At 43.3% G+C, this 13,585-nt stretch carries 11 protein-coding genes and 1 pseudogene; 7 read left to right on the forward strand and 5 right to left on the reverse strand.

The window, feature by feature from the left end:
* Nucleotides 1-99: 99 nt before the first annotated feature.
* The 3 genes from ACRRS0_RS06680 to ACRRS0_RS06690 all read left to right on the forward strand — a co-directional run bounded on the left by ACRRS0_RS06680 (nucleotide 100) and on the right by ACRRS0_RS06690 (nucleotide 2,182).
* The gene (locus ACRRS0_RS06680) at nucleotides 100-267 is read left to right on the forward strand and encodes a hypothetical protein (RefSeq protein ID WP_439025080.1); all 168 of its coding nucleotides are present in this window, start codon (nucleotides 100-102) and stop codon (nucleotides 265-267) included.
* Nucleotides 268-292: 25 nt separating this feature from the next.
* Nucleotides 293-856, forward strand: a complete 564-nt coding sequence (locus ACRRS0_RS06685) for a GNAT family N-acetyltransferase (protein ID WP_432453974.1) — start codon at nucleotides 293-295, stop codon at nucleotides 854-856.
* A gap of 96 nt (nucleotides 857-952) precedes the next feature.
* On the forward strand, nucleotides 953-2,182 hold the full coding sequence (locus tag ACRRS0_RS06690; RefSeq protein ID WP_432453973.1) for a winged helix-turn-helix domain-containing protein: 1,230 nt from the start codon (nucleotides 953-955) through the stop codon (nucleotides 2,180-2,182).
* Between the two features lie 10 nt (nucleotides 2,183-2,192).
* On the opposite strand, the gene ACRRS0_RS06695 is transcribed toward ACRRS0_RS06690, so the two are convergent.
* Nucleotides 2,193-3,083: a LysR substrate-binding domain-containing protein gene (locus ACRRS0_RS06695; RefSeq protein WP_432453972.1), complete on the reverse strand. Its 891-nt coding sequence runs from the start codon at nucleotides 3,081-3,083 to the stop codon at nucleotides 2,193-2,195.
* 114 nt (nucleotides 3,084-3,197) lie between these two features.
* On the opposite strand from ACRRS0_RS06695, the pseudogene ACRRS0_RS06700 reads away from it, so the two are divergent.
* Nucleotides 3,198-3,875 (forward strand): annotated as a pseudogene (locus ACRRS0_RS06700) (FMN-dependent NADH-azoreductase).
* Nucleotides 3,876-4,371: 496 nt separating this feature from the next.
* Complete coding sequence (locus tag ACRRS0_RS06705; protein ID WP_432452353.1) at nucleotides 4,372-5,322, forward strand: IS110 family transposase; 951 nt, start codon at nucleotides 4,372-4,374, stop codon at nucleotides 5,320-5,322.
* Nucleotides 5,323-5,350: 28 nt separating this feature from the next.
* Here the strand turns inward: ACRRS0_RS06705 and ACRRS0_RS06710 are convergent, their stop codons facing one another.
* Complete coding sequence (locus ACRRS0_RS06710) at nucleotides 5,351-5,785, reverse strand: GNAT family N-acetyltransferase (RefSeq protein WP_432453971.1); 435 nt, start codon at nucleotides 5,783-5,785, stop codon at nucleotides 5,351-5,353.
* Nucleotides 5,786-6,834: 1,049 nt separating this feature from the next.
* Between ACRRS0_RS06710 and ACRRS0_RS06715 the strand changes: the two genes are divergently transcribed.
* Nucleotides 6,835-8,169: an MATE family efflux transporter gene (locus ACRRS0_RS06715; RefSeq protein WP_432453970.1), complete on the forward strand. Its 1,335-nt coding sequence runs from the start codon at nucleotides 6,835-6,837 to the stop codon at nucleotides 8,167-8,169.
* A gap of 257 nt (nucleotides 8,170-8,426) precedes the next feature.
* On the opposite strand, the gene ACRRS0_RS06720 is transcribed toward ACRRS0_RS06715, so the two are convergent.
* Nucleotides 8,427-9,023, reverse strand: coding sequence for a class I SAM-dependent methyltransferase (locus ACRRS0_RS06720; protein ID WP_432453969.1), 597 nt, complete (start codon nucleotides 9,021-9,023; stop codon nucleotides 8,427-8,429).
* A 797-nt stretch (nucleotides 9,024-9,820) separates the two neighbouring features.
* On the reverse strand, nucleotides 9,821-10,285 hold the full coding sequence (locus tag ACRRS0_RS06725; RefSeq protein ID WP_432453968.1) for a RipA family octameric membrane protein: 465 nt from the start codon (nucleotides 10,283-10,285) through the stop codon (nucleotides 9,821-9,823).
* Between the two features lie 642 nt (nucleotides 10,286-10,927).
* On the opposite strand from ACRRS0_RS06725, the gene ltrA reads away from it, so the two are divergent.
* On the forward strand, nucleotides 10,928-12,259 hold the full coding sequence (gene ltrA, locus ACRRS0_RS06730; RefSeq protein WP_432453967.1) for a group II intron reverse transcriptase/maturase: 1,332 nt from the start codon (nucleotides 10,928-10,930) through the stop codon (nucleotides 12,257-12,259).
* Between the two features lie 731 nt (nucleotides 12,260-12,990).
* On the opposite strand, the gene ACRRS0_RS06735 is transcribed toward ltrA, so the two are convergent.
* Complete coding sequence (locus tag ACRRS0_RS06735) at nucleotides 12,991-13,347, reverse strand: hypothetical protein (protein WP_432453966.1); 357 nt, start codon at nucleotides 13,345-13,347, stop codon at nucleotides 12,991-12,993.
* Nucleotides 13,348-13,585 lie beyond the last annotated feature (238 nt).

Below are 13,585 nucleotides of genomic sequence, written 5' to 3' on the forward strand. Positions count from 1 at the left end.
GAAACGGTCGAATCAAGTTGTGTTTACATTTCATGATGACTGAGTGACAGCTTTGCTGTCGGTGCGGAAACTGGCTGGCATAAGCATCGATATGATTATATTGTTGTCCTAAATGTGAAAGGTGAGTTGCTTCTTGAAACCTGTGAAGGTCCAGGCATCGCTGAACTAAAAGCGGGGCAGTCTTGTTATCGTTCTATTGGTGTAGAGCATCACGTAGTGAATGCCAATGATTATCCGTTTTCATTTGTAGAAATTGAGTTGAAGTAAAACTCGAATCAATATGGGGAAGTGCTTGAAACATTTGCACATCGCACCGGGGATGGAAATTAATACAGAGTTTAAATCAGATAGATTACAATTTCGGCCAATTAAAGTGAGTGATTGGCAAGCCATGCAAACCGCGCTTCATTGCGAAAAATTCCCCAGACAGCTACCACTTGCACGGCTTAAAACTAAAGCGCAGATCATTGCTTGGCATGAAAGCCGAGTAAAAGACTGGGAAAGTGGTTCATGTTATGTATGGAGCATTCGCCATAAATATACTCAGTTAGTTATTGGTCAACTCTCATTGTCACGAAGAGGAGCTGGCTTTGCTTTAGCGTATTGGATCGATCCATTGTATTGGGGGGCAGGTCTCGCGACAGAAGCTTGTCAGGCATTGATTCACCAGCTAAAAGCGACCGGGTTTCAGAATTTGTTGTGGGCAGGGACACAGCCATGGAACAGTGCGAGCGGTGCAGTACTTAAAAAGCTTGGTTTTCAGTTCACGGTACAAATCGCTCATGAACTGGCAAATGATCGGATTGAGCGAATCAATGAATACCAGTTGGATTTCTCTTTGAAGCCCCCATTGTGAATGTAGGCGCTCATACCGATCCTGCAGGCGAGCTCTTCACGGCATTAGACTTACTATTCACCTGCGCTTTGACGCTAAATAAGGTCTCATCCAACGATGATTGAATTGAAACATCCTAAAGACTTATCTCGTCTTCGCCGTTTTGCTTTGGCGTCTCAATGTTTGTTGCAGGCTCAGCCGTTTGGGCGTGGCCTGGCGGGGGCGCGTAAGGCGATTCATCACTTAGGTTATGTTCAGCTCGATACCATATCGGTGGTGGAGCGGGCGCATCATCATGTACTCCATTCTAGAGTGCCAAAGTTCGAGCCTGCGATGAGCAATCAACTGTTGTTAAATGGTGATCTTTTTGAGTATTGGTCACATGCGGCAGCATTGCTACCCATCGATGATTTTCGTTTTTCCTTGCCCTACAAGCAGGCAATTAAGAGTGGTCAAACGCACTGGTATAAAAATACCGATAAAAAGCTGATGCTTGAATTGTTGGCGCGGATTCGTGCCGAGGGTCCGTTGCGCTCCCGAGATCTGGAAACAAGCTCGATAAAGCGTGCTGGCTGGTGGGATTGGAAGCCGGCGAAGAAAGCGCTAGAACAGCTCTACATGCAAGGCGATTTGATGGTGAGTCATCGTGAGGGATTTCAGAAAACTTACGATTTAACCGAGCGAGTATTGCCTGCCCATGTTGATTCGAGCATGCCGAGTATGGAAGCGTTTGCGAGCCATTTGGTTGAGCAGCAGTTGCGCTGTCATGGTTTAGTTTCTTTGAAAGGACTAACCTATTTACGCCGTGATTCTAAATTACGCAGTGCGGTCAAAAAACTGGTGAACGAAGGCTTGGCGCAGGGCATTTTAGAACAGGTGAAAATTGCCAGTGGTGAAGTTTTTCTAATCAAAAGCAAGGCCATTGAAAATGGCGTTCTCGATGGCCGTCTTCCAAGTTTGAATAAACGCTTATTAATTTTGTCGCCATTTGATAACTGTGTCATTCAGCGTGAACGACTGAAAAGCCTGTTTCAATATGATTACCAGATCGAGTGTTACGTGCCACAAGCGAAGCGCCAATATGGTTATTTTTGTTTGCCGTTGCTTTTTCAGGATCAATTCATCGGTCGAATGGATTGCAAAGCGCACCGGAAAACACGTCTTTTAGAAATTAAATCGTTGTATTTAGAGCAACAAGCTTTCAATCAAGAACTCATGATAAGCGCTTTTGTAGAGGCTATTGAAAAATTCCGGTCTTTCCAACAGTGTGATTCAGTCTCGCTTGTGAATGTTCATCCCAAACACCTCAGCCAAGCGCTGCAAGATGCGCTAAAGCCGCTGGCTTAAATGACTAGGGTTAGCACTTCGCTAATGCTTGTAAAAGCCAATTTTTAAATTGAACCACGGCTGGATTAGTTTGCTGCCTTGTTGGGATCACCAGATAGTAATGCAGCCCGGAGAATTCTTTGGCCATGTCGAGTTTTCCTGGTACTAGCCAGCCATTTGTGACAGATGTTTCAACAGCGAGTTGACTCATTACTCCAATGCCCTGTCCCGAAAGGGCTGCTTGGACGGTTTGGTTTTCATCGTTAAAGTAACGTATTGCTGGTGAGCTGACGCTGCTGAGAAGACTTGGTAAAAGTGTTTCTATTGCCAAACTCGGTAAATTTTGATTCTTCCACTGGGTGCAGTAAAAAACAGAATCAGAAGGATTTTTATAATGCTTTTCCCAATATTCTGCTGTGGCAAAGCAGGCTAGTTTTTCTTGAATAAGTACCTCTGTACCAGCTTGAGCATGTGGTGGCTCCCCATAGCGGATCACCATATCAACCCGTCGATCATATTCAATATCGATTAATGATTCCTCCGCTCTAATGATGATCTCAATCTCTTGGTGTTGTTGTTGGAAATCGGAGAGATGAGGGACCAACCACATGGCCGCAAATGAGTTCGTGGTGCTGATGGTGAGGGTGTTGGGTGAGGAAGTTAGCTGGTTTACCGTATGCAGTAAATCATGCAACGATTTATTGGCTGTGGCTGCCAGTAATTCTCCTTCGTGAGTCAAAACTACTGACCGAGTTTTTCGTTCAAATAAACGGATCTTAAGTTTGTCTTCAAGACCTCTTATTTGGTGTGAAATGGCGGTCGGCGTAACGTTTAATTCATTGGCCGCATCTTTAAAGCTATTAAGTCGCGCCGCAGCTTCAAAGGCACGAATGGCATTTAAGGGGGGAAGTCTCTGAAACATATACAAGCCCTATAGGTGAGATAAATTACTTTATAAGGAAAATATGAGCATTTGTCTAACCAACTTACTTGGAAGAGACTAGGGCTACTAATTATGCAGAAAAGGTAGCAAACAATGAACAATATTTTACATATCGATTCTAGCGTTCGTGGTACTGATCATGATACCGCAAGCTACAATTCGATCTCTAAGGCTCTGGGGCGTCGCTTCATCGAACTATGGATGAGAAAAAATCATCAAACAAAGGTGGTTTATCAAGATATTGGCCTTCATCCACCAGCGTTTATTTGCCAAGACTGGATTGCCGCGGCGTTTCGTCCGGAAACCGATCGAACTGAGCAGCAGCATTTTGTTCTCGCTTAATCAGAGGCTTACCTTGAACAGGTGAGCAATGCAGATGTTATCGTGATTACTTCACCGATGTATAACTACGGTATGCCTGCGGTATTGAAGGCATGGTTTGATCAAATTATGCGGGTGAATAAAACCTTTAGTTTTGATCTTGCGCGAGGCGATTTTCCAATAGAACCTTTAATGAGAGGAAAGATATTGGTGCTACTGACCTCCTGTGGCGAATTTGGTTTTGGGCCTGGTGGAGTACGAGAGAACTTGAACCACCTGAGTCCACATATTAAACAATTAGCAAAATATTTAGGGGCCGATCGTGTTTATGAAATCGGGGCTGAGTACCAAGAGTTTGCTGATGACCGGCATCAATTGTCTATTGAACACGCCAAACAAGCGATTGCAGCCTTGGTGGAAAATCTTGCCTTAAGTTGTACTCGCTCATAGATGAGCTTTCACGGTTGCGGATAGAGCTTGGCAAGATCGTACAGTCGGCCTGCGGATATCGTAACTGGACAGAAGCTTGTTAGCGTTAAGACTCCTGAAGTGAAAGTTTTCATTAGAAAAAATATGGCAAGTAAGGGCTTAACGCCATTCCCCCAGTCTTAGCCAGACTCGCCTTGGGAAAACGAACAAGGCCTTGGCCCCGCCAGCATCAACACCGTTATTTACTATAGAAAGGAGCATCGGGCTTGTTCAACACCCGAATAGGTGTCGGCTGCGCGACACCTATTCTTATTGTATGGATAATTATTAAGAAATATGAGTAAAGTGAGACTCAGGCTTAAGCAGCAACTTAAGCTTCTATTTAATAGCTCGATATTCTTAAGGCTCCTTTCAAAGGCCGATAACAAACGTGAGCATTAAGTGGAACTCCAAGCACCACACTCGAATAGTCTACAGGGTCTAGAACCCGTATTACGCAATATAGAGTCAGCTTATTATGAATACAGTAACAAATAAATGTATTAACGTCGGTGTCGATACAGGTAAAGAACAACTTGATGTTTATATTAGACCCCTCGACATTTTCTTCACTGTCTCCAACGATGATAAAGGTATCAAGCAAGCAATAAAAATCATTCAAAAACACACGCCATTACGAGTCGTGATTGAAGCTACAGGTCGATTAGAAATGCCTTTTATTATAGCTTGTCACAATGCCAAACTACCTTATGTAATAGCCAACCCTGTTCATGTAAGACGTTTTGCAGGCGCTATCGGGCAGAGGGCTAAAACAGACAAACTTGACGCAAAACTTATCGCGCACTACGCCGAAGCTATAAAGCCCAATTTAACGACACTAAAGCCAGATTCTATGCGACTCATGGCAGATTTAGTCATCCGAAGAAACCAGCTTCTTTCGATGCAAACAATGGAAAAAAATCGCATGAAAATTATGCCCTCGCAACTCATTCTGACGATTAAACCTATTTTAACTGCGTTTAAAAATCAGATAGAGAAAATTGAAAGCAAGATTATCAAGCTAATTGAAAGTAACCCTGAGTATCAAGCCAAGAATGAGATATTACAAAGCATGCCAGGAATAGGGAAAATTGCAGCGGCGTCTATCATTAGTAACCTGCCAGAGTTAGGGTTAATAACCAATAAACAAGCCTCATCTCTCGTCGGAGTGGCCCCAATGAACCGAGAAAGTGGCCGCTATAAAGGGCTCAGAAAAATTCAAGGGGGACGAGCTCAAGTAAGAACCGTTTTATACATGGCCATGATGTCAGCCATCCAATGTAACCCCATTTTTAAGAGCACATATCAGAGGCTTTTAGCTGAAGGGAAACCTAAAAAAGTAGCCATCATTGCATGCGTAAGAAAGATGGTAACCATCCTAAACTCAATGCTACGAGATGGCGCCTTATGGGATGCAAAAATAATTTAATCTAACTTATTGACACCATAGTCGTTTGTTATATGTTCGGTTGGCTCAAACGCATTTCAATTAACTGATGCTCACCGACTTTCTCAACTTTCTTTACAAAATTAAAACCAAAATTTTCGTAATATTCTTTTAGATATTCGTGAGCATGTATTTCAATACTGTTTATATTTAATTGTTTGGCCTTATCAATTAATGAATCAATCAATTTAGTTGCCACTCCATTGCCTCGGTAGTCTTTTTTTATAGCAATTCTAGCCATAACAGCATTGTTATTTTCTGTTAAGGCCAACCTAGCAACGCCAATGGCTAAATCATCAATATATGCTAAAGAATGATAAGCATTTGAATCTAAACCATCTAGGTCTAAGTGTAATGGTATTCCTTGTTCTCGAACAAAAATTTCATTACGAATTTTCTGAGAAATTTTAATAGACTCTTTATCTTTACTTACAACAATTCTCACACTTACCTCTAATGTAGATTAGAAAATTTAAGAACATATAACAGTATATTAATATGCAAATTCCCATCTTTCACGCATGCGAAGTTACCACCTATCACGCACCACAGAAACTCACATATCCTTTAATGTTTAAATTTATCAACAGCATACCAGTCAATCACCATTTTGACCATGCGGAAAATAAACTAGAAAAAATAAACAAATAAACTAGACACCCATTCTAAAAAAACCTTTCACACTCTCGATAGCCAAGATTACGCTTTATAATCCCATCATCTTCGCCGAGTCGCGCAAATGAACAAGGGAGCAAAGTTGAAGTCTGTTTGAGCGTAGTGTTTACTTCAACGCCCTTGAGAATGAGCAACACAGGGTTTAAGAAGATGCTGGGTGGCTTTTCTTTTGTATACTTTTCTTTGGCCAGCAAAGAAAAGTATATCGCCGTCAGGGCGAAACCCTCACTAACAGATCGATCCAAAACTAAATGATAAAAACGAGACTAACAGCTCCCCAAAAAAATAAGCTAACTCATTTTGGGGCAAAATATTGTTAGCCTATCGATTGGTGTAACACGCCTCTGGACAAAAGTGCCTTAGAGCAATTAAGTGAATGATCAGATCTCGAGTAACTTTTAGTATCCCAAAATGACGATCGCCACCTCTGAGTGATAGACCGAGTATGAAAGATTTTGTTCAGATCTGAGGCACGTAGAAACTAACCATTAGTTTGACATCGCAACAAACGTTCAGTAAATTCAAAAGCCTAAATGGATCGTTAATTACTTAAAGGAGGCCATCATGATTTATTTCGTAAAATGGAATTTTCGTATTTTTGCCTCAGCGGATAGAATCCGCCGCTCAGCGTAACTAACAGATATAGCTACCATAGCTAGATCTACGCTCAACGGTACTTGTAACTAACGTATCCGTGCCCCTAGTAGGCCGCGGAACATTGCGGCTAGTACTAGGAGCAAACCATTCAAAATCCTTCTCCTTGATACTAGCCTCCATCTCTATATGGAGACATACGCTACCGTGTATGTAGATTAGTCAATGACTTCTCAATCATTTTCAAAGCAAGTTTTAACAATTGCGATCCCTGTATCCTTGAAGCTATTTCTTGATATGGCAATGGTTCTTATCGATCTCTTCATGATTGGTCAACTTGGTACAGCCGAGCTAACTGCTGTTGGTATGGGCCTAGTACTGCTCGCAGGTACAATAGGTGTATTAGACAACCTATTTGCTACAGGTGGTGGCATACTCGTGGCTCGCTTTACTGGCGCGATGCAGTATCAAACTGCCACTAATGTCCTTGGAGCTATGTTTATCATTGCTTTACCATTATATGGTCTTACCACTGCCGCAATTCCATTTGTCGCTGACTTATATTTGCTTTTTCAAACAACAAGTGAAGTCGCTACTCTTGGCTCTCTGTACTTCGGTACTTTATTAGCGGGGTCGATTTTTATCTATCTTGATGTATTGCTGTTTACTTATTTTGTATCAACGGGCAACAGTAAGCTGCCAATGAAAATTAAAATAGCTAGTTTAGGGCTAAACGTTGCGTTCAATTACATATTTATCTTTGGCAAATTTGGAGTGCCCGCATTGGGCATTCAAGGGGCAGCATTAGGGACTATTGTTGCTACAACATTTAATGTTTTTCTCTATCTCGTTGTTATAAAAATATCTTCTGCACACTCAATACAAGCAAAGAGTGCTTTCAAGCAAGTGAAAGGCATACTTAAGCTTGGGGTTCCATCTGTTGTGGAAAATTTCACATTCCAGATAAGTTGGCTGATTATTATAGTTCTCATAAACAGCTATGCGATCTCAGTCGCGGCGGGTTTTCAAATTGGTTATCGAGTTGAGAGCATTGCTTTTTTGCCAGGGCTTGGTACAGCGGCCGCGGCTGCCACTCTAGTCAGTCGATTTGTGGGAGCAAACAGACCAAAAGATGTTGATAAGGTTGTATCAGTTACTGCGAAATTGACATGTCTGTTTATGGGAGGTATAGGCTTACTGATGGCTATCAATCCTGAGTCATTCGCCCGTATATTTTCCGATGAACTAGGTGTGATCCATGAGGCTTCGCTATATATACGTATTATCGGCTTGGCTCAAATACCATTAGGTCTGCAGTTCGTTTATACCGCCGCCTTAAGGGGACTTGGAGATGTATCGAAAACGGCAATAATTAAGATCGTATTACTGTGGCTTAATATCATTATTCCTAGCCTGATTATTGTTCATCTCGGATTGGGGGTCGTTTGGCTGTTTACTGTAGTGGCACTAGCAAATGTCATTGACGCAAAGGTATTTATATCTAGGTATAAACACTTGCGAACACAATCGCGAATTACAACCATAAATAGTGCTTATTAGCACTATTGTTTGTTTGGGTAGCGCTTGTTATAAGAAACGCGCTACCCATTAGTTTTCCTATGGTTTATTGTGTTAATGCATGAAAACAAGACAGCCATTTAAACATTTCAATAGCCGGTGGGGATGGCTATGTGATTTTGTCCAACGATTTAGAGTGGGTGTCTCAGTAATTCTTTACCGTTTTCAGGAAACGCCCTGTGCGGAGCCGCATGCAGGGTGCTGTGGGGGCTGGAGGCTAGATACCTCCGGCTACCGGATTATGTACGTTTCACCGCGATCACGGAATACGTATGCCAATGCTTCATTCTACCCAATGAAGTTCTCGATTTTTCATCACGCTCAAAGAACCTGACTATTTCAAAGTCTAAGAATAAAGCCTTTACCTCTAACTCCGATAAAGGTGTTGTTGGACTGCGATAGTTTTTAGCCCAACTGTCTTTGAAACCCATGAAATCACCAGCAAACACCCCTCCGATTTCAATTGAAGATTTAATGTTGCTCCAGGTCTTTTCAAATCGGTCTGGGTCCGCAAAGAACAAACTTGAATTCGCGATAACTACACCAGATGTTGGATAGTCGAACGACTCAAATGAAGATTCTAAGATATCCACTAATGATTTTGCCCCAAACCTGTCTCGACAAATAGCAACCGAATCAGGGTTAATATCGAAGCCATGAACTTGAAAACCCTGTTTCTCTAGATACTCAATATCACTGCCTGTTCCACAGCCACAGTCAGTAGCTACTTTGAGGTTTGATTCATTGAATTGGACTGCAAACTCAGTTCGCTTTGAGTGTGAGCGAGATAGTGCCTTTTCATAGTACTGACGCCAAAGTTCAGTATTTTCATCCATAATTTCCTGATTCCCGAAAAAGTACATAACGCCTGTAGCATCTGCACGAATTGCGTAGTGCCTTTTTGTGTAAAATTGAGCATAGCGAAAACACAAAAAGGCGCGTAGCAATTTGTGTCAGGTGACTACACTTGTGTACGCCCAGCATGGGCATGAACTAATGAGGTGAAAGTCCTCTGTAGGAAGGTCACCGTTTAATAACATTCTGATGATTAAACGCTAAGGACTAGCGAATGGCAAGGGCATTACCGCGAGGGAATGTCTGAAGGAAGCCGGACGCCTTTTTATCTAAAGAGAGGGCAGCTGATGAACAAGAACATCATATGAGGCGTAGGCTGGAGGCGAGTTGGCACAAGACAACGAAGCCATGTGATCTAACGGCCATCGTAAATGATGCAGCAGTGCAGAGAAAAGAGAAAGAGCATGTTCTACTTCTTATAAACAAAAAGTGGGGAGCTCTGCTTAGCAAGCTGATCGTTTAACTCACGCCATGGCGATTTAAGCAGACGGCTTTTTTTAGATAAAAAGTCCCAATGCCGTTCTATTGTGTAATGGTTGGGACATGGTGAAGGCCTGAACCTGAAAATCAATGAGGAGCCTGTGCAGCTCATTGTCTCCGTATCCGACCGGACTGAGGAACGGTGGCGCAAAAACAGAAGCCATCATTGGAATGCAAAGGAGCGAATCGACCGTTGTATTTTAACCGTTTTCAGGAAACGCCCTGTGCGGAGCCGCATGCAGGGTGTTGTAGGGGCTGGAGGTTAGATACCTCCGGCTACCCGATTATGAGGCTTGGCTTAAACTAAATAGAAGCTTAAACCACACCAAGAACTGAATAATATCAATGGAAATAAGTATAGAAGACGAGTCTGCTTAAACGGAAATTTCACCTTCTGGCCGCTTTTGGGCTTCATAAAGCTGATACCTTCCCTTTCTTTTAAGGTTGATAAAAATGTAGATTCGATTTCTTTGCACTCTTTACTATACCGCTGCATTTGATGAAAATCTTCATAGCCCAAACACGACCAGATTAACGCAGTAAAACCAACCGTAATTGAAGCAATCAAATACCAATGACTGCTTTCAACCTTTACTAAACTTGAGAATATAAAACCAAATGCAGCCAGATGGACAGTTAGAAACCAGTTAAAGCGATTCCATGTTCTTGTTGAAAAATCACTCAACGCCACCATTCTGACTTCATAATAATGAACCAAATCACCAAATACATTTTCAATAGTAAATTCTTTCTGTATTTCCATGCATCCCTCTTAAAGCCTTATAACGCCAAGTTAAGCCGTGCAAGCACGGAGTTTGTTTTGTGCAATAATTCGCGAAGCGAAGCACAAAGGAAACGCAGTGCTTGCATCGGACTTAAACGCCTTGTGTACGCCCAGCATGGGCATGAACTAATGAGGTGAAAGTCCTCTGTAGGAAGGTCACCGTTTAATAACATTCTGATTATTAAACGCTAACTACTAGCGAATGGCAAGGGCATTGCCGCGAGGGAATGTCTGAAGGAAGCCGGACGCAAATCTGCGAGCTGATGAACAAGAACATCATATGAGGCGTAGGCTGGAGGCGAGTTGGCACAAGACAACGAAGCCATGTGATCTAACGGCCACCGTAAATGATGCAGCAGTGCAGAGACAGTGCATGTTCTTATCTGGGGAGGTCTGCTTAACAGGCGATCGTTAAACTCACTAGCTTGGCCGCTAGTTCAACAGGCCTGGCACTTAATTCTCATCAACTTAAGTGAGCAAATACGATGAACAACGATAGCGCTATTTGGGGTAACTCAAACGGTGATTAAGCAGAAGTCAGCAGACGGCATAGTAGCCCAACGCCCATCGTAATGGTTGGGACACGGTGAAGGCCTGAACACTTAGAATAAAGGAGGAGCCTTGTTAAACTTGAACACCCATTCGCCGTCCGGCGTAGATGCGATTCAGCGTAATAACTCGCAGCCAACCTTTAGCCAACATCTATTCGAACATATGCTAACGCGGCAGAATATTCAGCTCGCGTGGCAAGGTGTTCGAGCCAATAAAGGGGCTGCTGGAGTGGATAACATGTCCATTGATGCATTTCCTTCTTGGGCAAAACTACACTGGAAGCAGGTTGCTGCTGCGCTGCGTAATGGCCAGTATCAGCCTAAACCGGTACGCCGTGTGGAGATAGATAAACCCGATGGCGGGAAGCGCCTACTGGGGATCCCAACCGTGCTCGACCGTGTCATCCAGCAAGCCATTGCCCAAGTGCTAACGCCTACCTTTGACCCTAGCTTCTCAGCGAACAGCTTTGGATTTAGGCCAAACAAGAATGGGCAGCAAGCGGTGAAACAAGTGCAAAGCATCATCAAGCAAGGCCGACGCTTTGCCGTTGATGTCGATTTATCTAAATTCTTTGACCGAGTTAACCATGATCTATTAATGAGTCAACTGGGAAATCGAGTTCAAGATAAACGGCTACTGACACTGATTGGAAAATACCTGAGAGCGGGTTTTATCCATAACCAGTGCTATCAGGAAAGTCGAGAAGGTGTACCGCAAGGGGGACCATTATCGCCCTTGCTGGCCAATATCATGCTCGATCCATTGGACAAAGAGCTGGAAAAGCGAGGGCATAAGTTTGCTCGTTACGCCGATGATTTTACCATTTTGCTGAGAAGTCAGCGTGCGGGTGAACGAGTGCTTACGAGCATTAGTAGCTTCTTGCAACGGCGCTTAAAACTTGTGGTTAATACAGCCAAAAGTCAGGTGGTTAAAACGGCGAAGAGTAAGTTCTTAGGGTTTACCTTTAAAGCGGGACGGCTGCAAATTCATGCCAAAACGTTACACCGTTTTAAACAACAAATTAGGCGTCTAACAAACCGTAACTGGGGCGTGTCGATGGGCTATCAGCTATTTAAAGTAAGCCAATACTTGCGAGGATGGATAAACTACTTTGGGATCGCGAATTGCTATCAACTGTGCGTAGATCTAGATCACTGGATAAGGCGCAGAGTGCGAATGGCCTACTGGCGACAGTGGCGAAAACCGAGAACCAAAGTAAGAAATCTGATGCGTAGAGGAGTACATGTTCAAGCCGCGGTAGCCTGTGGCATAACCAGTAAAGGCCCATGGAGAAGCTCGAAAACACCGGGGATCCAACAAGCATTATCGAATGCTTATTTAGCATCCCAAGGTCTATTTGCGCTTCGAGATGGATGGATTAAGCTTCACCATTCTAAGTGAAACGCCCTGTGCGGAGCCGCATGCAGGGTGTTGTGGGGGCTGGAGGCTAGATACCTTCGGCTACCCGATGTACGCCCAGCATGGGCATGAACTAATGAGGTGAAAGTCCTCTGTAGGAAGGTCACCGTTTAATAACACTTTGATTATTAAACGCTAAGGACTAGCGAATGGCAAGGGCATTGCCGCGAGGGAATGTCTGAAGGAAGCCGGACGCCTTTTTATCTAAAGAGAGGGCGAGCTGATGAACAAAAACATCATATGAGGCGTAGGCTGGAGGCGAGTTGGCACAAGACAACGAAGCCATGTGATCTAACGGCCACCGTAAATGATGCAGCAGTGCAGAGAAAAGAGAAAGTGCATGTTCTACTTCTTATAAACAAAGAGTGGGGAGATCTGCTTAACAGGCGATTGTTTAACTCACGCTATGGCGATTTAAGCAGACGGCTTTTTTTTAGATAAAAAGTCCCAATGCCGTTCTATTGTGTAATGGTTGGGACATGGTGAAGGCCTGAACCTGAAAATCAATGAGGAGCCTGTGCAGCTCATTGTCTCCGTATCCGACCGGACTGAGGAGTCATGGCGCAAAAACAGAAGCCATCATTGGAATGCAAAGGAGCTAATCGGCCGTTGTATTTTAACCGTTTTCAGGAAACGCCCTGTGCGGAGCCGCATGCAGGGTGTTGTGGGGGCTGGAGGTTAGATTCCTCCGGCTACCCGATTAGGTGTTACATTTACCAAACTTGCCCGATAAAGAATATTAACAATACCACACTAGCAGAAGTTAAATATGCTTTCCCTATAGGATTACTTTTAGCTTTAGACAAAATATATAATGAACCAACAAAACCTAATATACCAATTAGCCCAATGACTAAGCTAGCAAGAGCGTATGTAAAAGAAGAGCGATATTTGTCGCCACCATGAGCAATCATAGCTTCTGCGCCAAAATTAAAACGCGCAATTTCAGCAGGCTCAGCTACAACTCCTATTACCCAAAAATCTCCGATTCCGTAAACGATAAACATGGAAAGAATAAGTGCCGCTGGAATAAATAAAATAAGATTTTTAACTTTACTGGAAATTTTCATCGAAACCTTTAGTAACACCTAACGCTCAAAGCAGCGGCGGCGTAGCCGTCCAGCCCGTAGGGCGATGCTGCCTTTGCTTGTGTACGCCCAGCATGGGCATGAACTAATGAGGTGAAAGTCCTCTGTAGGAAGGTCACCGTTTAATAACACTTTGATTATTAAACGCTAACTACTAGCGAATGGCAAGGGCGTTACCGTGAGGGAATGTCTGAAGGAAGCCGGACGCCTGTTCTTCAAC

The sequence above is a fragment of the Agarivorans sp. QJM3NY_29 genome (assembly GCF_050870835.2).
In the GTDB taxonomy this organism is placed as follows: domain Bacteria; phylum Pseudomonadota; class Gammaproteobacteria; order Enterobacterales; family Celerinatantimonadaceae; genus Agarivorans.

Bases quoted from the DNA above. Each gene is read 5' to 3' on its own strand.
- ACRRS0_RS06725 (WP_432453968.1), bottom strand. From the start codon at position 10,285: ATGGAAATACAGAAAGAATTTACTATTGAAAATGTATTTGGTGATTTG.
- ACRRS0_RS06705 (WP_432452353.1), top strand. From the start codon at position 4,372: ATGAATACAGTAACAAATAAATGTATTAACGTCGGTGTCGATACAGGT.
- ACRRS0_RS06720 (WP_432453969.1), bottom strand. From the start codon at position 9,023: ATGGATGAAAATACTGAACTTTGGCGTCAGTACTATGAAAAGGCACTA.
- ACRRS0_RS06695 (WP_432453972.1), bottom strand. From the start codon at position 3,083: ATGTTTCAGAGACTTCCCCCCTTAAATGCCATTCGTGCCTTTGAAGCT.
- ACRRS0_RS06735 (WP_432453966.1), bottom strand. From the start codon at position 13,347: ATGAAAATTTCCAGTAAAGTTAAAAATCTTATTTTATTTATTCCAGCG.
- ACRRS0_RS06715 (WP_432453970.1), top strand. From the start codon at position 6,835: ATGACTTCTCAATCATTTTCAAAGCAAGTTTTAACAATTGCGATCCCT.
- ACRRS0_RS06690 (WP_432453973.1), top strand. From the start codon at position 953: ATGATTGAATTGAAACATCCTAAAGACTTATCTCGTCTTCGCCGTTTT.